General features: G+C 73.7%; 18 protein-coding genes. 2 read left to right on the top strand and 16 right to left on the bottom strand.

Features of this window, described 5'->3' with window-relative positions; translation table 11 throughout:
- Nucleotides 1-39 precede the first annotated feature (39 nt).
- Entirely contained in the window at nt 40-2127 is a 2088-nt protein-coding gene (locus tag ACFWIC_RS25180; RefSeq protein ID WP_380520056.1) for a TnsA endonuclease N-terminal domain-containing protein, read from the top strand.
- Between the two features lie 18 nt (nt 2128-2145).
- Here ACFWIC_RS25180 and ACFWIC_RS25175 read toward each other — a convergent pair whose 3' ends face one another.
- From ACFWIC_RS25175 to ACFWIC_RS25135, 9 genes are all read right to left on the bottom strand, one after another.
- Complete coding sequence (locus tag ACFWIC_RS25175) at nt 2146-3753, bottom strand: amylo-alpha-1,6-glucosidase (RefSeq protein WP_380520055.1); 1608 nt, start codon at nt 3751-3753, stop codon at nt 2146-2148.
- Nucleotides 3753-4577: a carbohydrate ABC transporter permease gene (locus ACFWIC_RS25170; RefSeq protein WP_329876545.1), complete on the bottom strand. Its 825-nt coding sequence runs from the start codon at nt 4575-4577 to the stop codon at nt 3753-3755. Before ACFWIC_RS25170 ends, ACFWIC_RS25175 begins: the two co-directional genes overlap by 1 nt.
- Before the next feature lie 7 nt (nt 4578-4584).
- A complete protein-coding gene (locus ACFWIC_RS25165; protein ID WP_329951247.1) occupies nt 4585-5529 on the bottom strand; it encodes a sugar ABC transporter permease in 945 nt (314 codons plus the stop codon).
- Nucleotides 5526-6842 (bottom strand): sugar ABC transporter substrate-binding protein, encoded by a 1317-nt coding sequence (locus ACFWIC_RS25160; RefSeq protein WP_355406657.1) that lies wholly within the window; start codon nt 6840-6842, stop codon nt 5526-5528. The genes ACFWIC_RS25165 and ACFWIC_RS25160 overlap by 4 nt, the downstream gene beginning before the upstream one ends.
- Before the next feature lie 118 nt (nt 6843-6960).
- On the bottom strand, nt 6961-7710 hold the full coding sequence (locus tag ACFWIC_RS25155) for an SDR family NAD(P)-dependent oxidoreductase (protein WP_329876539.1): 750 nt from the start codon (nt 7708-7710) through the stop codon (nt 6961-6963).
- Nucleotides 7707-8846, bottom strand: coding sequence for an ATP-NAD kinase family protein (locus ACFWIC_RS25150; RefSeq protein ID WP_380520054.1), 1140 nt, complete (start codon nt 8844-8846; stop codon nt 7707-7709). The genes ACFWIC_RS25155 and ACFWIC_RS25150 overlap by 4 nt, the downstream gene beginning before the upstream one ends.
- Nucleotides 8843-10399: an aminomethyl-transferring glycine dehydrogenase subunit GcvPB gene (gene gcvPB / locus ACFWIC_RS25145; protein WP_329951244.1), complete on the bottom strand. Its 1557-nt coding sequence runs from the start codon at nt 10397-10399 to the stop codon at nt 8843-8845. Before gcvPB ends, ACFWIC_RS25150 begins: the two co-directional genes overlap by 4 nt.
- A complete protein-coding gene (gcvPA, locus tag ACFWIC_RS25140; RefSeq protein WP_380520053.1) occupies nt 10396-11745 on the bottom strand; it encodes an aminomethyl-transferring glycine dehydrogenase subunit GcvPA in 1350 nt (449 codons plus the stop codon). The genes gcvPB and gcvPA overlap by 4 nt, the downstream gene beginning before the upstream one ends.
- On the bottom strand, nt 11742-13718 hold the full coding sequence (locus ACFWIC_RS25135) for a beta-galactosidase (RefSeq protein ID WP_380520052.1): 1977 nt from the start codon (nt 13716-13718) through the stop codon (nt 11742-11744). Before ACFWIC_RS25135 ends, gcvPA begins: the two co-directional genes overlap by 4 nt.
- Before the next feature lie 106 nt (nt 13719-13824).
- Here ACFWIC_RS25135 and ACFWIC_RS25130 point away from each other — a divergent pair, with 106 nt between their 5' ends.
- On the top strand, nt 13825-14472 hold the full coding sequence (locus tag ACFWIC_RS25130) for a GntR family transcriptional regulator (protein ID WP_329951242.1): 648 nt from the start codon (nt 13825-13827) through the stop codon (nt 14470-14472).
- Nucleotides 14473-14532: 60 nt separating this feature from the next.
- Here the strand turns inward: ACFWIC_RS25130 and ACFWIC_RS25125 are convergent, their stop codons facing one another.
- Genes ACFWIC_RS25125 through ACFWIC_RS25095 form a run of 7 tightly spaced genes read right to left on the bottom strand, consistent with a single transcriptional unit; the run spans nt 14533 to nt 22861 of the window.
- On the bottom strand, nt 14533-15609 hold the full coding sequence (locus ACFWIC_RS25125) for a ketoacyl-ACP synthase III family protein (RefSeq protein ID WP_380520051.1): 1077 nt from the start codon (nt 15607-15609) through the stop codon (nt 14533-14535).
- Nucleotides 15606-16505: a hypothetical protein gene (locus ACFWIC_RS25120; protein WP_329951240.1), complete on the bottom strand. Its 900-nt coding sequence runs from the start codon at nt 16503-16505 to the stop codon at nt 15606-15608. Before ACFWIC_RS25120 ends, ACFWIC_RS25125 begins: the two co-directional genes overlap by 4 nt.
- A complete protein-coding gene (locus ACFWIC_RS25115; protein WP_380520050.1) occupies nt 16502-17779 on the bottom strand; it encodes a cytochrome P450 in 1278 nt (425 codons plus the stop codon). Before ACFWIC_RS25115 ends, ACFWIC_RS25120 begins: the two co-directional genes overlap by 4 nt.
- Nucleotides 17772-20693 carry a PEP/pyruvate-binding domain-containing protein gene (locus ACFWIC_RS25110; protein ID WP_380520049.1) on the bottom strand — a complete coding sequence of 974 codons (2922 nt, stop codon included), beginning with the start codon at nt 20691-20693 and terminating at the stop codon, nt 17772-17774. The genes ACFWIC_RS25115 and ACFWIC_RS25110 overlap by 8 nt, the downstream gene beginning before the upstream one ends.
- Entirely contained in the window at nt 20686-21378 is a 693-nt protein-coding gene (locus ACFWIC_RS25105; RefSeq protein WP_329951237.1) for a nitroreductase family protein, read from the bottom strand. The genes ACFWIC_RS25110 and ACFWIC_RS25105 overlap by 8 nt, the downstream gene beginning before the upstream one ends.
- Nucleotides 21375-22043, bottom strand: coding sequence for a methyltransferase family protein (locus ACFWIC_RS25100; RefSeq protein WP_380520048.1), 669 nt, complete (start codon nt 22041-22043; stop codon nt 21375-21377). Before ACFWIC_RS25100 ends, ACFWIC_RS25105 begins: the two co-directional genes overlap by 4 nt.
- A complete protein-coding gene (locus ACFWIC_RS25095) occupies nt 22040-22861 on the bottom strand; it encodes an AfsA-related hotdog domain-containing protein (RefSeq protein ID WP_380520047.1) in 822 nt (273 codons plus the stop codon). The genes ACFWIC_RS25100 and ACFWIC_RS25095 overlap by 4 nt, the downstream gene beginning before the upstream one ends.
- Nucleotides 22862-22887 lie beyond the last annotated feature (26 nt).

The following is a 22887-nucleotide window of genomic DNA, read 5'->3' as shown; positions in this document are numbered from 1 at the left end:
CGAGGACACTCCAGTGATGTGACGGACCGTGGGGGGACCATGGAGAGCAAGGCATCCGGTTCGAGAGCCGGTCTGGCCTGGACCGAGGACGAGGACGAACGGCTGCTGGAGGCGGCGGGCCGGGGAGAGTCCCTGGAGGACCTCGCCGCCCGGCACGGCCGTACCGTCGGCGGCATTCGCGCGCGTCTGAGCCGCTTCGTGCCGCTCACCGACGCCGGTGACGAGGAACTGCTGCAGTGGCTGCGGACCCATGCGGGCCCGGTCCGCGCGGCCGCTCACACCGCTGGTCGCACCGCCGAACGCACCGCCGAACGCACCGGTGGTCGCGCCGGTGGTCGCGCCGCCCGCCGAACACCGGCCGCGCCGGACCCCCGCGCCGCCGACGTTCTCGCCGAGTGGCAGCACCTGACCGGGCACGAGCTGCGTCCCGATCGGCAGACGGCCTTCCTCGCCCGCCCCGTGGTCGGCACGCTGGCGGCCGCGGACCCGGCCGTCCGCCGGGACACCGGCCGACGGCTGTGGCAGGACACCCGGCAACTGCTCCTGGAGGACTGGGCGCTGGAGTGCCGGTGCCCGGGCGCCACCGCGCCGGCCCCGCCCTGGAGCGCCGTCGCCGGGCACGACGACGACACCGCGATGGCGCTGCGGGAACTCCTGGCGGCGGCCGTCGACGAGCTCCCCCGCGAGCGCCACCGCCGGATCATGACCCTCCGGCTCGGCGTGGGCGACCACGAAGCACAGACGCTGGAGACGGTCGCCGACGCCTTCGGCCTGTCCCGCGAACGCATCCGCCAGCTGCAACAGAAGGCCGTGAGCGCGCTGGCCCGCGCCACCACGCCCGCGGCCCGCAGGTTCCGGAGCCTGCTGTCCGAGCTCGGCCGCCCCGACGGGACCCCGACCGACGGCGAGGACGGACCGCCCGACGCCGAACGCCTCCTCGACCTGGCGCGGGTGCTGCTGCCGTCCGTCCCGCCGCGCCGGGCGGTCGCCCTGCTCGCCACCCTCGCCGGGGCCGGCAGGCTTCCGGCGGACAACCTCGCGGCCCAGGCCATGACGATCCGCACCCTGCGCCACGGCGCGGCCCGCCGCGAGGCCGCGCGGCAGGGCCGTACCGAGCGGGCCACCGTGCGGTGGAGCCGTCTGGAGGCCGACGTCCGGTGGGCCGGTACGGGCGGGAGCGCTCCCCCGCGCGCGGAGCTGGAGGCGCTGCGCGAGGCGGACGACGAGGATCCCCGCTCCGGGTCGTGGGAGTGCCCCAAGCTCGGCCGCGCGGTGGCGTACGAGTCGGAGACCGAGCTCCAGGTGATCCAGCTCCTCTCCTTCGCCTCGCAGGTCGCGTACTACCAGGAGCAACCCCTCGCCGTCGGCTACGAGTTCGACGGGCGGGCGCGCACGTACTTCCCCGACCTGCTCGTCGCCACCACCGACGGGCGCTGCGTCCTCGTCGAGGTCAAGCCGGTCTTCGAGATGGCCACCGCCGTCAACGTCGCCAAGTACCGTGCCCTTGAGGCGTTGTGCCGCGACCACGGCTGGGGCCTGCTGGTCACCGACGGGTACCGCACCCGCTCGCTGGTGGAGAACCACCCGGCGGACCCGCGTCTTGCCGAAGCCATCGGCCCGCTGCTGGCGGAGGGCACGGTGCTGGGATGGCCGCACGTGCTGACCGCAGCGGGTGCGCAGCGCCCGGGTTCGCTGGACATCGCGGCCCTGGCCCTGCGTCACGGGTGGGAGTGGCGCACCCGGCCGTTCCGGCTCTCCGCCGGCCGGGCCGCGCCCGCACCGGTTCCCGTCGCCGTCCCGGAGCTCGCGCCCACGCCGACGCCCCTGCCCGGTCCGGACCTCGTGCCCGCGCCCGTTTCCGTTCCGGGCCCGGTAGAGGAACCGGAACCGGACCCCGGTCCGGCGGCCGTCCCCGGGCCCCGTCAGGAGACGCTTCCGGGGCAGGACGACCCGGCGCCCGCCGGTCCTGGCGAGCCGGTGTGCCCGACGCCCGAGGAGATCGAGGCGGCCCGGACCCCGGCCGGCGGGTGGCGTCGCAGCCAGCTCGCGGCCTGGGGCGTCCCGTGGCCTCCCCCGAAGGGCTGGAAGCAGCGGCTGACCGCCCGGTCGCGCTCCGGGAGGTCCTGACGGGACGGCCGCCCCGGTTCAGGGGTGCGGCCGGTCCGGGCCGGTCCGCAGGTGCTGCCGGTCGGTGGCGAGGTCGACGAAGAGGGCCGCGGACCAGCCGAAGCCGGAGGTCGCGCGCCTGCCGCGGGCACCGGTCAGGGGGTTCCAGTACTCGTAGAGGCCGCCGGCGCCCGCGACCATCGCCAGGGTGCGGCTTCGGAGCTCGTCGGCGGTCTCGGCGAAGCCCGAGTGGCGCAGGCCCTCGACGAGGAGGTAGTTGACGTTCAGCCAGACGGGGCCGCGCCACATCGCGTCCGGGTCGAAGGCGGGATCGTCGAACGCGACCGTCGGGACGGGGCGTTCCCCCCAGAAGGCGGCCGAGCGGAGGGTCCGCTCCAGGTGGGCGGCGATCTCGGCGGGCAGGCGGCCGGTGAACAGCGGCATCAGGTCGAGGACGGTCCGGACGGGCACGTCCGCACCGTCGGCGAGGGTGCGGAAGCGGGTGCCGTCCCAGCGGCGTGCGACCAGCAGGTCGGTGTGGGCGGCGGCCCGCGTGCGCCACCGGGCGGCGTCCCCGGGCCGGCCGAGGGCGTCGGCGATGTCCGCCAGGCAGTCGGCCTCGTGGATCAGGTAGGAGTTGAGGTCGGGGGGTTCGGCCCGGGGGCCGTAGTCCCAGACGGGACTGTCGTCGAGGCCGGACGAGTAGGGGTGCAGGTATTCGGGCAGCCCGTCGCCGTCCGGGTCGGAGGCGGTGAACCACCAGTCGTGCGCGCGCACGAGCCGGGGGTAGACGGAGGCGAGGAACGGGACGTCCGGGTGGCTCCGGTGGAGCTTCCGCACGGCCCAGGCGGCCAGCGGCGGTTTGGTGACCGGGACCGGATCCGCGGAGGGCAGGGCGCCGTTGGCCCGGCCGACGTGTTCGCTCAGGCGGGCGTGGTCCGACCGGGGGAGGTCGGTGGTCTCGGCGAGGACGCCGTGGTCGTGGACGACGTCCGGGAGGCGTCCGTCGGGGAGCTGGTGGTCGAGGACCAGGAGGATCTGGTCGCGGGCGAGGGCGGGCGAGGCGTGGCGCAGGCCGACGGCGTGGAAGAGGGCGTCCCAGTTCCAGACGCCCACGTAGCCGTACTTGGAGGGGACGAGTCCTTCGCGGCCGGCGATCGGCAGCAGGTTGACGGCCAGGGTCCACCAGGCCGTCCGGGCGCGTTCCGCCAGGTCCTCCGGGACGGGCGGCATCCGGGCGAACCACGCGGCCCAGCGGGCCTCGGACGCGGCGCGCACGGCCGCTTCCGACCACCGGCCGGGCGGGCCGACGAGGACGTGGCAGCCCGCCAGGGCGAGGGTGTGCTCCGTCCCGTCGGGCCGCCGCCAGGAGGCCCGGGCGCGGTGTCCGGCGATCACCAGCGTGGCGGGGTCGGCGAACAGCAGCGACACCCCGCCGGCGAACACCACCTCGGTGGGCGTCGCGGAGACGACGGGGAGGTCCTTCCCGGCGGGGTCGCGGACGACCAGGGCGGACAGCTCGGTGGTGCGGGCGAGCGGGGTCTCGTACGCGGCGCGGGCGATCCGGAGGCCGTCCGGGTGGGCGGTGACGAGCAGGCGCGAGCCGCGTTCGGTGAACGGCCGCTCCACGAGGTCCAGCGTGAGCATCAGCGTCCTCCCAGGCCCGAGGAGGCCATGCTGTTGAGGATCTTGCGCTGCCCGACCAGGAACGCGATCAGCATCGGCACCACGGTCATCGCCGACAGGGCGGCGGTCAGTCCGTAGTCGACGCCGCCCCGCTGGGAGTGGAAGGAGTCGAGCAGCAGGGGGATGGTGAACAGGTCCGGCGTGTTCAGGAACACCAGCGGGAAGAAGTAGCTGTTCCAGCTGGCCAGGAAGACGATGATGCCGAGGGTCCACAGGCCGGGCCTGATGTTGGGCAGGATGATCCGCCAGAAGATCGTCCACCGGCTCGCGCCGTCGATCCGCGCCGCGTCCTCCAGCTCGACCGGGACGGCCCGGATGAACTGGCGCAGCAGGAACACCGCGAACGGGTTGGCGACGGCCGGCAGGATCAGCGCCAGGTGCGAGTCGATGAGTTGGAGCTTGGCGAGCATGATGTAGAGCGGCACGATCGTGACCTGGGCGGGGACCATCTGGGTCGCGAGGAAGAGGCCGAACAGCGGCCCCGAGCCGCGGAACGGTATCCGGGCGAAGGCGTAGGCCGCCATCGCCCCGGTCAGCAGGGTCGCGACGACGGTGACGGCCGCGATGTACATGCTGTTCCAGTAGGCGCGCCCGAGCGGCACCTCGCCCAGGACGTCCGGGTAGTTCTGCGGGCGCCACGGCCCGGGGAGCCAGGCGAGCGGGTCGTTGATCATCTGGGTGGCGCCCTTGAAGGAGGTCAGCATCATCCAGATGAACGGGAACAGCATGACCAGGCCGCCGGCGGTGAGGCCGGTGTGCAGGAGGATCCGTCTGCGGTTGCTCATGGCGGCCTCACGACTCGTAGTGGACGAAGCGCTTCTGCGCCTTGAACTGGACCGCCGTGACGAGGAGTGTCAGGAGCAGCAGGATCAGGGCCGCGGCGCTGGAGAGGCCGAAGTGGAACTCGCGGAAGCCCTGTTGGTAGACCTTGTAGACGATGGTCTGGGCGCCCTCGTTGTGGTCGGGGTTGACGAGGACGTAGATCAGGTCGAAGGCCTGGAAGGAGCTGATCACCGAGACCACCACGGTGAAGAAGACCGTGGGTGAGAGCATCGGCAGGGTGACCGAGCGCAGGGTCTGCCAGGGGCCGGCGCCGTCGATCCGGGCGGCTTCGAGCAGGTTCGTCGGGATGGTGGCGAGTCCGGCGAGGAAGATCACGACGTTGAGGCCGAGGGACGACCAGATCGTGACGACCGCGATGGCGGGCACCACCCAGGTCGGGTCGGCCAGCCAGTCCGGCAGGGTGATCCCGAAGACGTCCTGCACGGTGCCGTTCAGGATGCCGTCGGCGCCGCCGCCGAGGATCATCTGCCAGATCACCGACACCGCGACGGAGCTCGTCACGACCGGCAGGAAGTAGACGACCCGGTAGGCGGTGCGGCCTCGCACGCCGTGCAGGGCCAGGGCGAGCAGGAGGGCCAGGACGAGGCCGCCCGGCACGGTGATCAGGCCGATCTTGACGGTGTTCCACACCGCGCGGCCGAAGGCGGGGTCGGTCAGCTGGGCCCGGAAGTTGTCCAGTCCCACCCAGCTCGCGTCACCGAGCCCGTCCCACTCCATGAAGGACAGGACGACGGCGAACCCGAGCGGGCCGACCAGGAACACCAGCAGGCCGAGCAGTTGCGGGGCGAGGAAGACCACGGCCCACCGGCGGTCCCGGCGCCGCCAGAGCGGCTCGCGGCCGCTCCGTGCGGGGCGGGACCGCCGGCGTGCCACGGCCTGGGAGACGGCGCTCAACCCTTCGGGCCCTTCATCCCGTCGACCAGGCTCTGGAGCTGGGTCATCCCCTCGTCGAACCCGACCTTGCCCTCCCAGATCTTCATGAGGTGGTCGTTGATCGCCTTGGTCAGGCCGGGGACGGCGACCTCGTCGGGGTAGTTGGCGAAGCCCTTGTCGCGGACGTCGAGGAAGGTCCGGGCGTGCGCGGGGTAGTTCCCCTCGGTCACCAGGTTCTCGGCACCCTTGATCGACGGCACGGCGCTGCCGCCCTTGAGCCGCAGCTGCTGGCCCTCCTTGCTGACGAACTCGCTCAGGAAGGTGAAGGCCTCCTTCGGGTGCTTGGTGTCCTTGTTGAGGGTCAGGTAGGACGCGGCGACCGCGCCGGGGATCGGTTCCCCGGTCTGCGAGGGGAACGGCACGACGTCGTAGCTCTCGCGATCGCCGCCCTTGTCGATGCCCTCGATGACCCAGCGGCCCCCGGCGTAGAAGCCGGCCTTGTGCTTGACGAACTGGGTGGCCGCGCTGTTGCCCTCGGGCAGCAGGTCCGCGGAGGCGAAGGTCTTGTCCCGGTAACCGTCGGCGAGGGTCCTGAGCGCCTGCCGGGCCTTGGGGTCGGACGGTGCGACGAACGTGCCGTTGTCCCAGACCTTGCCGCCGAAGCCGTTGACGAGGCTGTAGTTGGCGCCGTACCAGTTCCAGAATATGGAGCCGTACCGGCCGGAGTCCTTGAGCTTGGCGTTCATCTCCAGGTACTTGGCCATGGTCCACCGGCCGGCCTCGTTCAGGGCGGCCGGGTCCTCGGTGATGCCGGCGGCGGCGAGGGCCTTCTTGTCGAACCACAGGACCTCGGGGTTGGTGTCGTTCGGGACGCCGAACGTCACACCGCCCTTCTTCGCCCCGCCGTAGATGCCCTCGAAGAAGTCCGTCGGCCTGCTCTTGCTGAGGGGGCCGGCGAGTTGCTCGTCGAGCGGGGCGAGCACGCCGTCGGCGACGAGCTTGCCGATGTAGTCGTCACCGACGTAGAACACGTCGGGGGCGGTCCTGGAGGTGAGCTGGGTGATCAGCTTGGGGTGGTAGTCCTCGTAGGAGGCGACGGGCTCCAGCTTCAGCGTGATGTTCGGGTACTTCCTGGTGAACTCGTCGGTGAACGCCTTGAAGACCGCCATGTCCTCGGCCGAACCCCAGGTCGACCAGCGCAGGGTGACCTTGCCGTCCTTCGCGTCGCCGGTGGAGCCCGCGCCGCCGCTCCCGCTGCACGCGGACACGGACACGGACAGGGCGACGGCGGCGGCGACGGCGGCCAGGACCGTCCTTCTCTTCACAGCAGACATCAGATGCCTCCGAGGAGCTTTCGCGGGGGGGGTGGGTGGGTGGAGCGCGCCGGAGCGGTACGGAAAGGTGGAACGGGGGTGGTGGAGCGGGGGTGGTGGAGCGGGGTGGAGCAGGGGGTCAGGCGAGGCCGCCGCCGTCGACGACGAGGGCGGACCCGGTGATGTAGCTGCTCGCGTCGCCGGCGAGGAACAGCACGGCGCTCGCGATCTCCTCGGGCGACCCGGCCCGGCCCATCGGCCGGTCGGCGGCGTCCTTCTCGAAGGCCGACCACTCCACCTGCAGCTGACGCGCCTCGTCGCGGAGCATCGACGTCATGGTGTCGCCGGGGTTGACCGAGTTGACCCGGATCCCCGCGGCGGCGTGGTCGATCGCCAGGGCGCGCGTCATGTTGACGACCGCGGCCTTGGAGGCGCAGTAGGACAGGGCGTTGCCGCCTCCCTTCAGCCCCCAGCCGGAACCGGTGTTGACGATCGAGCCGCCCTGCGTCATCGCCGGGATCGCGAAACGGCACATCAGGTAGACCGACCGGACGTTGACGGCCATCACCCGGTCCCAGTCGTCGGCGGAGATCTCCAGCGCGGTCTGGCGCCGGATGATCCCGGCGTTGTTGAACAGGACGTGCAGCCCGCCGAACCGCTCGACGGCGATGTTCACGATCCGCTCGCAGTCGACCTCGGAGGAGACGTCGGCCCGTACCGACACGGCCCGCCCGCCGGCCGCCTCGATCTCGCGGACCACGGCGGAGGCGTCCGCCAGGTCGGCGACGACCACCGCCGCTCCCTCGGCGGCGAACAGCCGGGCGGTGGCCCGGCCGATGCCGGAGGCTCCGCCGGTGACGACGGCGACCTTGTTCTGCAACGTGTTCATAGCTCCTCGTTCGCTGACTGGATGCGGTACATCACGGACTCGCGGTACCCGGTGACGACCCGGGTGTGGCCGCCGAACGCGGCGTCGGCCGCGGCGTCGCCGCTGTCCACGAGCAGCGGCCGGCCGCCGAGGGCGGCGAGCTTCTGCTGGGTGGCGAGCACGACGATCCCGGCGAGCCGGTCCAGCACCCGGGGGCTGAACTGCTGGTTGCCGCGACCGATCACGAACCCCTGCCCGCCGATCACGGACAGCACGCCATGTGTCACCTGTGACATGGCAAGGGTGTGCAAGGTCCGCTCGGTGACGTCGGGGGCGAGCAGGACGCCGTCCCGGACCACGTCGACCCCCAGCGGCGTCAGGTCCAGACCCAGCGCGCGGCCCACCGCGAGCGTCGTCGCCCCGGGGCCGAGCGCGTAGGCCTCGCCGGGCACCATCGACGCCACCACCTCGCGCGCGATCGACTCCGCCGATCCCGGCGGCGCCCCCGACGACCCGCTCTTGCGCCCGCTGAGCCGCGTCCTGGCCGCGGGCACCCGCAGGGTCCCGTACAGCCGGGCGCCCACCCGCCCCGACCGGTACGCCTCCTCGTCCAGGTCGACGACCTCCGCGTCCAGGGTGGTCCCGTCGAACGCGGCGGCGGTCGCGGCGGCGGCGAACGGGCTGACCGCGAAGCAGCCGGAGTAGACCTTCACCCCGGCCGGCACGCCGATCACCGGCCCCCGGGGCCGGGCGTCCAGCACGTCCCGCGCCGTTCCGTCCCCGCCCGCGAACAGCAGCAGGTCCGCCCCGCCGAGCACCGCCACCGCCGCCCGGGTGTCCGCCGCGCCGGTCGTCACGGTCACCGCGCCGCCGGCCGTGGTGGCGGCCCCCGCACCGGCCCGGGGGCGGTGGACGACCTCGTGGGGGACGCCGGCCGCCCGCGCGCTGTCCTCCCCCATGGCCCCCGCCACGGTGCGCACCCGGACGTCCGGGCGCAGGCGGTGGAGCGCCGCCAGCGCGGCGGCCGCCCGCTCCCCCGCACGCGGGACGGCGCCGAGGGCGAGCGCCCTGGCCTGGACGTCGGGGCCGTCGCTGCCCTTGAGCGCGGCCGGACCCCCGAGTCCCGCCACGGGGTTCACGACCAGGCCGACGATCACCGGCGGTGCTTGCGACAGTAGGCGCGCCAGCTCGGCGACCACTGCGCGGGGTCGTCCAGCGAGGTGGGGTCGATCCGGTGGACGGTCTGGTGGTACGGCGCGTTCTTCACGAACTCGGGGTCCTCCCGGGCCTCGGAGGCCACCTGGGCGAGGATCGCGGCGTACTCGTCCAGGTCCTCGCGGGAGTAGGACTCCGTCGGTTCCAGGGTGAACGGCTCGGGGACCACGTACGGGTGGTGGCTGGTCCAGTAGTGGACGCCGAAGTCGGCGGCGCGGATCCCGATCTCCTCGGAGTGCACCCCGGTCTCCTCCGTGAGGTCCTGCCAGGAGTAGCGGACCTGCTCCACCCGCCGCCGGTCCGCCCACGGGACGGAGGCGCCGGGGATCCGCAGGACCTTGTGCATCAGGTAGTTGTTGTTGAGGACGGCCGTCTCCGCGACCTCCCGCAGACCGTCCGCGCCGAGCGCCATCACCCACGCGTAGGCGCGCACCACGTTCGGCGTGACCCCGAGGAACGGCCGGATCTTCCCCACCGACCGCTCGGGGGAGGCCAGCGTGTACGACGCCCCGGCGCGCTCGACGACCGGTCCGGGCAGGAACGGCGCCAGCGCCTCGGAGACGCCGCACGCCCCCGCCGCGGGCCCGCCGCACGCGTGCGGGGTCGAGAACGTCTTGTGCAGGTTGAAGTGGCACAGGTCGAAGCCGGCGTCACGGGCCCGGGTGATCCCGAGGATGCCGTTGGCGTTCGCCTGGTCGTAGCAGGCCAGGCCGCCCGCCTCGTGGACGAGGTCGACGAACTCGCGGATCCTCGGGTTGAAGATCCCGGTGTCCTCCGGGTTGGTGATGAGCAGCGCCGCGGTCCGCGGGCCCACGGCCGCCCGCAGCGCCTCGATGTCCGGGTTGCCGGCGGCGTCCGGCATCAGGGTGATCACCTCGTACCCGGCGACCTTCGCACACGCCGCGTTCGAGGGGTGGGAGAACATCGTGGTGACGACCTGGTCGCGCTGGCCGCCCTCGCCCCGGGAGGCGTGGTAGGCGCGGATCATCGCGATGTTGGCGTAGATCGCCGCGGAACCGGCGCCGGGCTGCAGCGACACCCGGGCCATGCCGGAGATCTCCTTGAGGATCTGCTCCAGCCGCCAGTAGATCTCCAGCACGCCCTGGACGGAGTCCTCGGGCTGCAGCGGGTGCAGTTCGGCGATCTTCGGATCCCGCACGAAGGTGTCGTTGACCTTGGGGCTGTACTTCATCGTGCAGGTGCCCTGGCCGACGTCGATGTTCAGGTCGGCGCCGAGGGTCTCCTGCGACAGGCGCAGGTAGTGGCGGACCACCTGGTTCTGCGACAGTTCGGGCAGCGCCGGCGGGGTGCGGCGGCCGACGCCCTCGGGCAGCTCGACCGGCGGCGCGTCCGGGGCGGGCACGCCCACCCCGCGCCGGCCGGGCCGGGACAGCTCGAAGATGATCTCCTCGTCCCAGCGGGCCTGGTGGAAACGGCGCAGCGCGGGCTTGGGTGCGACGGGCAGGGTGGCGAACGATTCTCCGTGCGAGCTCACTTGGTGCCTCCGATGGCTGAGAGGGCGTCCTTGGCGGCCGCCGCGAGGGTGTCGATGTCGGCGATCGAGTGCCGCTCGGTGACGCAGACCAGGACCTCCCGGGAGCCGAGCCGCACCCCGCCGAAGATGTCCCGGCGGCGCAGCGCCGCGAGGAACGCGCCGGCGTCCGGCACCTCGACGGCGAACTCGCGGAAGTGGAAGGCCCCCTGGTGACGGACCCGGGCACCGGCCGAGGCCAGGGCCCCCATCGCGTACCGGGTCCGGGCCAGGATCGTCTCGCCGATCTCGCGCATTCCCTGCGGGCCCATCAGCGAGAGGTAGACGCCGGCGGTGATGCCCCACAGGGCGGCCGCGGTGCCGACCCACTCCTTGCCCTCCTCGCGCAGCGCGAAGGAGGTCCGGTCGTAGAAGACGTCACCGAAGCCGTACTCACCGGGGACGGCGGTCGGGGCGATGCCGAACAGGCGGGAGGGGAACTCCGCGACCAGGCGCTCGTCGTCCCGGCTCGCGATGAAGCCCGCCTGGCCGCCGCCGTACTGCTGGTGCATGCCGAGCGACTGGATGTCCCCGCAGACCAGGTCCGCGCCGAAGGACGCGGGGGGCGCGAGCACGCCGAGCGCGATCGGGTCCGTCCCCACGACCAGGAGGGCGCCGGCGCCGTGGGCGAGGTCCGCCAGTTCGCGCCCGCGCGTCTCGATGACGCCGTAGACGTTGGGCGTCTCCAGGTAGAGCGCGGCGAAGGTGTCGTCCAGGTCGATCTCGCCCACCTCCCCCGAGCCGGCCACCGGGGCGAGCACGACCTCGACGTCCGGGGCCAGGTAGTCCCGGATCTTGGCGAGCTTGTCCGGCGCGATCGCGCCGCTGACGAGCACCCGACCGCGGCCCGTGCGGCGGGCGGCCATCCGCAGGGCCGTCCCCGCCGCCTGGAAGCCGTCGTAGGTGGGCACGTTGACGACGTCCATGTCGAGCAGCTCGGCCATCATCGAGACGTACTCGAAGAGGGCCTGGAACCGGCCGTGGTCCTCGTAGGGCTCCCCCGCGTAGGCGGTCAGGAACTCGCCGCGCCCGTTCACCTCGTCGCACACCGCCGGGACGTGGTGCGGGTAGCAGCCGTGCCCGAGGAAGCTCAGCACCTCGGTGGTGTCGGTGTTGCGGGCCAGCAGGCCGCGCATGTGCCGCACCAGGCCGGGCTCGTCGGCGAACGGGGCGGGCAGGTCGAGGGGGCGGCCCGGCCGCAGGTCGGCGGGGATGTCGCCGTAGAACTCGGCGACGCTCGACGCACCGATCTCGGCGAGCATCGCCGCCCGGGCCTCGGGCCCCGCGTTGGGGATGTAGGGATGGGTCACGAGATCTCCTCGGGCTTCAGGACCACGGCGTCGCGGGGCGCGAGCACCACGTGGCTGTGCAGGGGACGGCCGGTCAGCAGGTCGGTCCCGGCGGCGGGCAGGGTGACGGTGGCCGGTGCGGCCCCGTGGTTGAGCAGGAACAGGTACGCGCCGCGGCGGCACGCCTCGACGCCGGCGGGCAGGTCCGTCCCGGTGACGCCGGTGACGCCGGCGCCGGCGAGCACCTCGTCGAGCAGCGGGGTCAGGTCGTCGGGCAGGCAGCCGAGGTAGGTGGCGTGGCCGCGCCGGGTGACCGCCGCGCGCCCGTCCAGCGGACCGCCGCGGTAGCGCGCGACCACCTGCGCGTCGTCGACGGTCAGCCACTCGCTCCAGGTCCGGGCCGTCAGCCGGGTGCCGTCCGGCGTCACCACCTGCTGGGTCAGGCCGTCGGGGATCGGCCAGAACTCCTCGACGCGCACGCCCAGCAGCTCCCGCAGCGGCCCGGGCGCGCCGCCCTCGTGGACCTGGTCGGCGGCGTCGACGACCCCGCTGAACGGGCCGACGACCAGCCGGCCCGGGAAGGAGGCGAGGTTCGCGGCCTGCTCCGCGGTGCACAGGTAGAGGTTGGGGACGACGACGACCTTGTAGGAGGAGAGGTCCCGGCCGGGCGGCGCGAGGTCGACGGCGATGCCGCGGGCGTGCAGCGGCCGGTACCAGGAGAGGAGGAGCGCGTGCAGCGCGAGCCGGTTCGACGGCAGCGACTCCGGCGCCTCCAGCCCCCACCAGCTGTCCCAGTCCAGGACGAGGGCGACGTCGGCCGACGTCGTGGCCCCCGCGACCTCGGCCAGCCGCCGCACGTCCGCCCCCAGTTCGAGCGTCTCGCGCCACTGGCGGGTGTCCGTCCCGCCGTGCGGCAGCATCGCCGAGTGGAACTTCTCCGGCCCGTACGCGGCCTGGCGCCACTGGAAGAACATCACCCCGTCCGAACCGTGGGCGACCGCCTGCAGGCTGTGCAGGCGCATGAGGCCCGGCTCCTTGGGGACGTTCACCTCCCGCCAGCTCACCGCGCCGGGCGCCGATTCGAGGAGCAGCCACGGCTGCCGCTTCAGCGAGCGCATCAGGTCGTAGCTGAGTGCGGCCTTCACGTGGGACGCCGGGTCGGCGGGGTCGGGGTAGGCGTCGTCGCTGACGACGTCCTCGGCCGCCGCCCACGTCCAGTAGTCGAGGTGGTGCAGGATGCTCATGAAGTTCGTCGTCACGGGGACGTCCGGGGTGACGTCCTTGAGCACCCGGCGCTCGGCCTCGAAGCAGGCGAGCAGCGCGTCGCTGGAGAACCTCCGCCAGTCCAGGACCTGGGCCGGGTTGACCGGACCGGGTGCCTTCCGGGGCGGTTCGACCTGCGTCCACTCCGTGTAGTGCTGGCCCCAGCAGGACGTCCCCCAGGCGGTGTTGAGGCCCTCCAGGCTCCCGTGGCGGTCGGCGAGCCAGCGCCGGAAGTCCCGCGCCGACTCCTCGCAGAAGCACTCGACCGTGTGGTCGCCGTACTCGTTGCCGACGTGCCACATGACCAGCGCCGGGTGCTCCCCGTAGCGCTCCGCCATCGCCCGCGCCAGCCGCACGGTGCCCGCCCGGAACACCGGCGAGGAGGGGCAGCAGCCCTGCCGGGAACCGAACCCCAGGCGGGTCCCGCCCGCGTCGACGGGCTGCATCTCGGGGTGTTCCCGCACCAGCCAGGGCGGCGGCGTCGCCGTCGCGGTGGCCAGGTCCACCGCGATCCCGTGGGCGTGGAGCAGGTCAAGGACCCGGTCCAGCCAGCCGAAGTCGAAGACCCCGGGCGCGGACTCCAGCCGCGACCAGGAGAACACCGCGACGGTCACGACGTTCACCCCGGCCTCGGCCATCAGCCGGACGTCCTGCTCCCACACCTCCTCGGGCCACTGTTCGGGGTTGTAGTCACCTCCGAACAGCATCCCCGGCACCCGCGTCAGGCTCATCTGCCGCCTCCCGTCCACCCGGTTCGCATTTTGTATTCAGAATGCATAGTGCAGTACTCTGCATCCGGTCAAGGGCTATGGTGGAAATCCGAGGATTGGGGACCCGATGGCGATCGAGCGCCGCCCGCTGCGAGAACAGATCCGCGACGAGCTGATGGACCGTCTGACCCGCGGCGAGTTCGCCCCCGGCACCGACGTCAACGAGGCCGTCCTGGCGGCCGAACTGGGCGTCAGCCGCACCCCCCTGCGCGAGGCGCTGATCACCCTCACCGGCGAAGGGGTCCTGGAGAGCAACCAGGGCCGCGGCTTCCGCTTCGCGCCCGTCAGCCGTACCGAGTTCCGTGAACTCGTCGCGATCGTCGCCTCGTTGGAGTCCCTCGCACTGGAGTCCTCCGACCCCGCGCACCTGCGGGGCATCGCCCCCCGGCTCCTGGAGATGGCCCGGGAGTTCCCCGACCCCGTCGCCGACCACGCGACCGTCGACCGGCGCGACGACGAGTGGCACGGCCTCCTGCTGAGCGGCTGCCCCAACGAGCGCCTGCTCGACCTGCTGGCCCGCATCAAGGCCGGCATGCGCCGCTACGAGAACCTCGTCGTCGCCGAGGACCAGCCGGTCGCCCGCGAGGCCGAGGAGCACTGCGAGATCGCCCGGAGACTCCTCGACGGCGACCTCACCGGCGCCACCGAGGCGCTCAGGGCCAACTGGGTGGGCGGCATGGAACGCATGCTCGCCCACATCCCCCCGGACCGGTGACGCGCGCACCCGTCACGCCGCGGCGGCGTGACGGGTGCGCGGGGCGGGTCGGTGTCGACCTCACCAGCCCGGGTCCTCCAGGACCTCGACCACCGAGCAGGCCAGGGAGATGCCCGCGCCGTTGCCCATCATCAGGACGTGGTCGCCCGGCGACACGGCGCCGGTCTCCACGAGGTGGGCGAGGGAGAGGAACTGGTCGCCCGCCCCCAGGTGACCGTGGGCACGGCCGAGGTCGAGCATGCCGCGGCCGGGGTCGATCCCCAGCGGCTCCAGCAGGGTCTCCAGGTAGCGGGGGTGACCGGAGAACACGTGGGTGACCCGGGTGACGTCGGCCGGACCGATGCCCGCCTCCTCCATCGCCTGCCGGGCCAGGGCCGTCCGCGCCCGCACCAGGTCACCGGCGACGGCCCGGCGCGCCCCGCCCTCCGCGTCGTGGCCGCCGTCCCGGTCGAGCCGGTCGGCGTGGGCGGCCATCCGCCGCCCCAGGGAGGTCTCGACCGTGAGGCCCGGCCTGGGCGGGAACACCGGGTCCTCCCCCCGGTAGAGGTGCTCCCACCTGGAGAGCGACGACAGCGCCAGCGAACGGATCCGCAGCGGCCCGCCCTCGGTGGAGACGACCGCCGCGCAGCCCGCGTCACCGAGCACCGAGCCCCGGCCGGCGGTCCAGCCGTCCGCGTACTTCCACCGGTCGACCAGCGGGGCACCGAAGTTGTCGGCCGCCGTCACCAGCACCGCGCCGCCGCCGGGACCCACCGCCAGGTGGCCGTGGGCGAGGTGGAGCGCGTCCAGCATCGCCGTGCAGCCCTGGTCCAGGCCGATCGCCGGCACCGCGGTGCCGACCACCTTGTCCTGGACGTAGTTCGCGGCGTACCAGCCGTCGGGTCCCTGGTGGAAGGTGCCGGCGTGCAGTACCAGCGAGATCCGGTCGGCGTCGAGGCCCGAGCGCTTGAGGGCCTCCACGCCCGCCCCGGCCGCGAGTTCGGGCGCCGACACGTCCCCGGCGAACGCCACGCCGGTCCAGCCCTCGGCCCGCGCCCGCTCCGCGTCGTACCGGCCCTCGCGGACGGCTTCCGCCACCGGTTCGAACCCCGGGACCCAGGTGCCCAGGCCCGCGATGAACAGGTTCTCCGTCCTCATGCCGTGACCCCCATGCCGATCAGCAGGTAGCAGGTGAAGGCGGCCGGCAGGTAGCCGACCACCGCGCGCAGCGGCCAGCGCGGCGCCCCGCCCCGGACGAAGCTCCACGCCGCCCGGAGGACGACGGCCACCGGAAGGACCACCAGCCACCCCCAGGCCGCCCCGGCCCCCGCCTCCCACGGACGGAGGACGGCCAGCGCCGCCACCGCGGAGGCGACCGCGAACCCCACCGCCAGCGCGGTGGTGGCCCGGACCCCGAAGGCGTGGACGTAGGTGCGCTCCCGCTCCCCGGGGGCCCGGACCAGCTTGCGGGCCAGCTCGTGGTGGGTGGCCGCGAGCATCACCACGGCGAGCACCGCCAGGACGTGCCGGTCCGCGGACAGACCGGTGTCGCCGAGGAAGACCGCGTACAGGTAGAGGTTGAGCAGGATCTGGACCGGAGCGCTCAACAGCACGCTCAGCACCACCGCGTCCCCGGGCGGCCAGCCGAACCGCAGCTCCGCCCCCACCAGCAGGACGAGGTACCCGAACTGCGCGGCGAGCAGCAGCTGCGCGGGCCGGTTCCCCGTGTTGAGCAGCAGCAGGACGGCCGCGCCCACGCCCAGCAGCACCACCAGGTCGCGGGGCAGCACCGCGCCGCGCGCCAGCGGGCGGCCCGGATTGTGCCGCCGGTCGTACGGCAGGTCCCGCAGATCGTCGGCGGCCCGCAGCAGCAGCAGGTCGACGACGACGGTGACCGCCGCGAGGACGGTGCCCCACCCCGGCCGCCAGTGCTGGGCGTGCGGGTGGACGGCGGCGTAGAGCCCCGTCACCCCCACCGCCCAGAGGGCGCCGAACACCACCGACAGCGGCAGGGGGAAGCTGCCCCGCACGAAGAGGCCGAGACGACGGATCACGCCGACGGCCCCGACGGCTTCGACGGCTTCGGCCGCGCCGACTGCCTCGGACGGGTCGACCAACGGACGGGCAACTCCCAGACGCCGTTGATGAACATCGTCCGGCGCCACTTCAACTCCGCCTCGGGCACGGCGAGTTCCAGCACCTCGAACCGGCGCAGCAGCGCGGCCATGCCGATCTGCAGCTCGGCGCGGGCGAGTTCGGCCCCCGGGCACAGGTGCCGGCCGTGGCCGAACGCCAGGTGTCCGGTGGCGTCCGGCCGGTCCGGGTCGAAGGTGTCCGGGTCCTTGAACCTCGCCGGGTCCCGGTTGGCGGCGGCCGTGACCGGCACCACGATCTCACCGGCCCGGACCGGGCGGCCCCCGAACTCCGTGTCCTGCGTCACCAGATGGGGCGCGCCGCCGGTGTTGTTGAGCGAGCTCCAGCGGAGCATCTCCTCGATCACGGCCGGTATCCGCCCGGGCTCCGCCCGCAGCCGTTCGGCGAGACCGGGATGCCCGAGCAGCAGCAGGACGCACATCGCGAAGGAGTTGCCGGTGGTCTCGTAGCCCGCCATCAGCATGCCCGAACCGAGGGACACGATCTCCTTCGGCGAGAGCCGCAGGGCCGGATCCTCCTCGGGCCGGGTCGCCATCCTGGTCAGCAGGTCCTCGGCCGGTTCGCCGCGTTCCACGGCCCGCAGCTTCCCCGCGACGAGCTCCTCGAAGTACGCGTCCATCCGGGCCTGCGTCGCGGCGACCTCCTCCGGGGTGTGGCCGGAGGTCGACATGAGGACGTCCACCTCGCGGCGCAGCCGGGCGCCGTCCTCGCGCGGGACGCCGAGGAGCTCGCAGATCAGCTGCATCGCGAACGGCACGGTGTACCCGTCGACCAGGTCCGCCTCGCCGTGGTCGGCGCCGGCGGTCAGACCGTCCAGCAGCTCTTCGGCCAACTCCTCCAGTCGGGGCCGTAGTTGACGGACCCGCCGGGCGGTGAAGTCGGGCAGGATCGCGCGGCGGCGGCGGGTGTGGTCCGGCGCGTCGGCGGTGGCGAGCAGGATCGAGTCCGCCTTGCGGGCCAGGAGCGGGCGGGCGAGTTCCACGTAGCGGGCCCGGCTGAAGCGGTCGTCGTTGAGGACGGCGGCGACGTCCTCGTGACGGGTGATCACGAGGGCCGGCCGGCCGCTGGAGAGCCTGACCGGGTACGGCTCTCCGGTGGCCAGGAGCTCGTGGTACTCGGCGGCCGGACAGACACCGGCCTCCGGGGGGAAGGGGAAACGTACCGGGTCAGTCATCGTTCTCGGCCCCCTCGGTCTTCCGGGCGCCCGCCGCGTTCGCGGGGCCCGTCGCATGATCGGCGTTCGCCACGTCTTCGGCAGGCCCGTCGGGCCCGGTGTTCTCAACGGGCTCGGCGGGCTCGGCGGGCTCGGCGGGCTCGGCGGGCTCGGCGTTCGCCGGGTCGGGGAGCAGCCGGACCGTGCCGGCGCTCCCGTCGATCTCGATCCACGCACCGTCCGGGATCGCCCTGGTGGCCTCCGGCACGGCGACCACCGTCGGGACGCCGAGGAGGCGGCCGGTGATCGCGGTGTGCGACAGCAGCGTGCCGCGTTCGACCACCAGGCCCTTGGCGGACATCATCAGGAACAGCCAGCCCGGGTCGGTCTCCCGGGCCACCAGGATCCGGCCGTCGACGTCCGTACCGGCGCCGGGGTCGAGCACCACCGTGGCGCGGCCCCGGACCACACCCCCGCTGGAGCCGATCCCCCGCAGCACCCGGTCGTCGCGGGCGTCGTCGCCCAGGACGGGCGCGGCGTACGGGAGTGCGCGGACCAGCGGCAGGTTGCCGGGCACGCCCAGCAGGCTGGGTCGTTGCTCGGACTCCGTCCAGCGCAGGCGGTCCGCCCGGCGCAGCGCCGCCAGCGCGCGCAGGTCGGAGACGGTCCCGGTGCCGTCGAAGGCGCCGATGACCTCCTCCACCGTCAGGTCCGCCACGTCCAGCCGGTCGTCCAGCACGCCGGTGCGGGCGAGTTCCGCGCCGAGGCGCCACATCACGTCGCGCGAGATCCCGAAGAGCTGGGTGCGGCAGAACCGGGTGTCCTCACGGATACGCACGAGGTCCCGGGCCACTGCCGCGTGCGCCAGGAGCACGGCGCGGCGCACCGGACGGGGGCAGACCTCCCGCAGGTTCGCGCGGGCCCGCTCGGCGGCGGCCCGTTCCTCCGCCCGGTTGGCGGCGACGGTCGCCCCCTGGCGGACCAGCGGGCGTATCAGCGGCACGACGGCCCACGGGTGCTGGCGGGGGGTGGGCTCCTCCAGCTTGAGGTCGTGCAGGGCGCGGTCGCCGTAGCGCGCGACGTACGACCGGGCGGCGTCGGCGACGGGCTCGCCGTAGCGGCCGGCGGTCAGGTCCGTCCACACCTGCCGCGGGTCGTCGTTCTCGACGACGGCGCGGCGCAGCTCGGGAATCGTGCCCACGAGCTCGCCCAGGGCCATGGCCGCGCGGACGGCCTCCAGCGACCGGTTCTCCTTGCCGCCGACCAGCAGTGCCACGAACGCCTGCGGCCCGAGGCCGGTCCACCGGCGCAGCAGGGCGGTGCCGGAGCGCAGGACGAGCAGGGCGATGAGCGCGTTGACCAGGGTGACGCCCCACTTGCGCTCGGCCCGGTCCCAGATCCGCCGGTAGAGGGCGATCAGCTCCTCGGGGGTGTCACCGACGGCGTTCGCCTCCGTCATCTGCCGGTCCCACCAGTGGAGGAAGCGGCTCACCTCCCACGGGTGGGCGGCGGTGCGCCACAGCAGGCCCGGCACCGAACCCACCACCCGGGCCCGCGACCGGCGGCGGGTGCCGCGGGCCGGGCCCGTGATGCCCATGCCCTGCTCCCAGAGGCCGCGCACGATGTCGAACATCGGCATCTGGCCGTGCAGTTCGTGCCAGTCGTCGAGCCGGTAGTAGACCTGGCCCTCCAGGTAGCCGACCATCCGGGTGAGCCGGTGCGCGTTCTCCCGCAGGAGCCGTGCGGGAACGCCCATCCGCCGGTAGAGGTCGCCGAAGGACCGGCGGTAGAACTCGCGCGACTGGGAGTAGGTGAGCGCGCCCGACACCCCGGGGAAGCTCTCCGTGATGTTGTGGTTGCCCCAGTACACGGTGGGGCCGGCGCCGTCCGGCGCGGCGGGCGCGCCCGCCGCGGGGGCGGTCACCAGCGGCCGGGCCTGCACCAGGTGGATGACGCCGTCGGGGGTGATGGCGCCCTCGATGTCCTGGGGGGTGCCGAACAGTTCCTCCACCCGGGCGGCCAGTTCGGCCACCGTGCGGGCCTCCGCGTCGTCGAGGACCGGCGGGTCGGCCAGGTCCGCGGGCACCGCCAGCAGGACCGGCGCTCCGGCGACGGCGTCCTCCGGCAGGCCCATCGACCAGCGCTTGCGCACGGTCTGCGCGGTCACCCGGCCGGTGGCGGGGTCGTGGAAGAAGTGGTCGATGTCGGCCTTCTCCTGGACGACGCCCTCGCCGATGCCGTGCGCGGCCGCGATCAGGTGGCGACGGGAGCCGTCCCGGGGGTCGCGGGTGAACGCGACGAACGAGCGGGTGCCGAGCACCATCCGCTGGACGCCGACCGCGACGCGGGCGCGCGTCGGGTCGAGTCCCCGGAACGCGCGGTAGCGCACGGCCTGCGGGTTGAAGGCGGACGCCCAGCAGCGGACGACGGCGTCGGCGAGCCCGGCCAGGTCGACGTACAGGAAGCTGTCGCTCATCCCGGCGAACGGGTCGACGGCGCTGTCCTCCCCGACGGCGTCGTCCGTGGTGCCGCCCGGGCCGCCCGCGCCGGCCCCGGCGCCCCCGGGCCCGGAGCCGGCGACCGGGACCACGCAGGCGCGGACCGCGACCAGGCCGTCGGCGCCGACCAGGGAGGTGAACTCCGCCCGGATCCGCTCGGCCAGGGCCGGCGGGACGCTCAGGTCGGTCAGGGCCTTGTGGGCGGCCGCGCACCAGTCGACGACCGCGGACTCGTCGCCGGTGTCCGGCGGCAGGTCCGGAAGGAGCGGCCGGACTTCGTCGAGCGCCCGGTCGAAGGCCGTGGCGGACAGGCAGAAGAACTCCGGCACCCGGAAGCCCGCCCGGCGCAGCAGCTCCTGACGGGCGAACTTGTTCCCCACCGCGGTGGCGTCGGCGAGGACGTCGCCGGCCTCCGCCGTGACCACGAGGTCAGTCATCGGATCCACCGCCCCACGCTCGACCGGCCCAGCCGTCCAGATGCAGCACGCTCTCCACGGGCCGGCGCGCAGCCGGCCGGAAGCCCTCCCCGAGGACGTGCGCGGTCGGGATCAGGGCACCCTGGCGCACGTCGTCGGGGAGTCCGAGGAGGGCGGCGACCTCCTGCTCGGCGTCCAGGTGCACGGTGGTCCACGCGGTGCCCAGCCCGCGGGACCGGGCGGCGAGCATGTAGCTCCAGGCCGCCGGCAGCAGGGATCCCCACAGACCGGCCTGGCTGCCGGCCGGAAGGCGCCCGCCTCGCAGCCGCAGGCACGGGATCACCAGCACCGGCACCTCGTGCAGGTGTACGGCCAGGTGACGGCCGCTGGCCACCATGCGCGCGGTGGCCTCCTCCTCCGGGGTGGCCGGGGGGCGTTCGCCGGACGGGTAGCGGGCGTCGAACACCCGGCGGTAGACGGCGGCGATCCGCCTCCGCAGGTCCGGGTCGGTGACGACCAGCCAGTGCCAGTGCTGGGTGTTGCCGCCGTTCGGTGCCTGGAGGGCGATCTCCAGGCACTCCTTGACGACCGCGAGGTCGAGCGGGCGTGACAGGTCCAGCCGCCGGCGGACGGTCCGGGTCGTGGTGAGCAGCTCGTCGGGCGTCAGCAGCAGCCGGCCCTCCCGCACCTCCGTGGGCGCGGTCACCAGAGCCCCGGGACCAGTCGGGCGTGGCCGGCCGCGTAGGCGCCGTAGCCGGGGATGTTCATGAGCATCCGTTCCTCGGTGCGGATCCGCCAGGTGATCGCGGCGGCGAGCGTGACCAGCAGGACGGCGCTCGCCGGGTTCAGGAAGAAGCCGACGAACCCGACGTGCGCCAGCAGCATCCCCGCGTACGCGGGGTGCCGGATGAACCGGTACAGGCCGTAGGTGACGATCTGGTGGTCCTGCTGGCGCATCACGTGGTGCGAGTAGAAGCGGCCGAGCGTGTGGATCGCCACCTGTCGCAGGGTGACGCCGCCGACGAAGACGAGGGCCGGCACGAGCAGCGCCCACGACCAGCCGTCCCACGGCACGGGGCCCAGCACGGCGGTGCCGGCGGTGGCGATCCGGGCCGCGGCGTAGAGCAGCAGGGTGGCCGACTCGCTGGGCGGGGCCGCTGACCTGCGGAACGTCACGGGGATCTCGACCGCGAGCCACGCGAGGTAGCAGACGGCGAGGAGGCCGGCGACCAGGTCCACCGTGCGGTCGAGGTGGCGCAGGTGGACCACCGCGCCGGTGCCGACCGCGGCCACCGCGCAGAGGAAGAGCAGACGGGGTGCCTGGACGGCCAGGGAAGGGCCGTCTCCGGCAACGGACTTCGCGGTACTCACTTGGCGGCCCTCCGCCTCTCGTAGCGGGCTCGGTCGAGGGAGTGGACGACGATCTCGATCCGGCCGTGCGGCGCGCCGCTCTCCGCGTCGACCAGCACCATCGGGTAGGCGGCCCGCGCGCCCCGGGCGGGGGTGAACTCCCAGTGCAGCGCCAGCGGGACGGACGTCGGGAGGTCGGTCGGCACGTCGGCTTCGAGGCTGAGCCAGAGCATCTGGGCGTCCGGATCGCGTCCGTGCGCCGTGTGCCCGAGCATGGTGGCCATCTGGCGGGCGGACTCGATCAGCGCGTCCGGGGTGTGCAGGCCCTCGGCGTCCCCCTGCAGCCGGTGCCCGTCGGACGGCACGAGGACGGCGGCCCGCTCGGTGCGCACGGCCGTGCCCAGCAGGATGTTCTCCGGCAGGCGCCGGTGCACCAGGGCGGCGTCGGCGGGGAGGTCACCGTCCGGCCCGGCAGTGCCCGTGGCGGTGCGCCGCCCGGTGGGTGCCGCGGTCCGGCCGAGGCCGACGACCGCCTGGCAGACGGTCTCGCCGTCCTGGTCGGCCAGCAGCCGCCAGGCCGGTCCGTCGTCGGCCGGGACCGGGTCGCAGTGCAGCAGCACCGGCCGGTCGCGTTCGCAGATCCGGTCGAAGCTCAGCGAGATCCGGAGCCGTCCGAAGCCCGCGTCCGCCTGTTCCCGCATCCGGGCGCGGATCAGGTCGAGCAGGGCCGCCACCAGCAGCATGCCGGGGACGTGGTCGAGCGGATGATCGAAGAAACAGGGGTCGTCCTCGTCCACGTGCAGCGGTACCGGACTCCCGCTCGCGCCGAGAACCGGCACGTCAAGGCGGCCTGATGATGCATCAG

It is taken from the genome of Kitasatospora sp. NPDC127035 (assembly GCF_042726075.1).
Lineage (GTDB): Bacteria > Actinomycetota > Actinomycetes > Streptomycetales > Streptomycetaceae > Kitasatospora.
Note: the sequence above shows the minus strand (reverse complement) of the source record. Positions and strands in the feature narration are given on the sequence as shown.

Coding starts and splice junctions, on each gene's coding strand:
- ACFWIC_RS25180 (WP_380520056.1), top strand. CDS start 40: ATGGAGAGCAAGGCATCCGGTTCGAGAGCCGGTCTGGCCTGGACCGAG.
- ACFWIC_RS25175 (WP_380520055.1), bottom strand. CDS start 3,753: ATGCTCACGCTGGACCTCGTGGAGCGGCCGTTCACCGAACGCGGCTCG.
- ACFWIC_RS25170 (WP_329876545.1), bottom strand. CDS start 4,577: ATGAGCAACCGCAGACGGATCCTCCTGCACACCGGCCTCACCGCCGGC.
- ACFWIC_RS25160 (WP_355406657.1), bottom strand. CDS start 6,842: ATGTCTGCTGTGAAGAGAAGGACGGTCCTGGCCGCCGTCGCCGCCGCC.
- ACFWIC_RS25155 (WP_329876539.1), bottom strand. CDS start 7,710: ATGAACACGTTGCAGAACAAGGTCGCCGTCGTCACCGGCGGAGCCTCC.
- ACFWIC_RS25135 (WP_380520052.1), bottom strand. CDS start 13,718: ATGAGCCTGACGCGGGTGCCGGGGATGCTGTTCGGAGGTGACTACAAC.
- ACFWIC_RS25130 (WP_329951242.1), top strand. CDS start 13,825: ATGGCGATCGAGCGCCGCCCGCTGCGAGAACAGATCCGCGACGAGCTG.
- ACFWIC_RS25125 (WP_380520051.1), bottom strand. CDS start 15,609: ATGAGGACGGAGAACCTGTTCATCGCGGGCCTGGGCACCTGGGTCCCG.
- ACFWIC_RS25115 (WP_380520050.1), bottom strand. CDS start 17,779: ATGACTGACCCGGTACGTTTCCCCTTCCCCCCGGAGGCCGGTGTCTGT.
- ACFWIC_RS25110 (WP_380520049.1), bottom strand. CDS start 20,693: ATGACTGACCTCGTGGTCACGGCGGAGGCCGGCGACGTCCTCGCCGAC.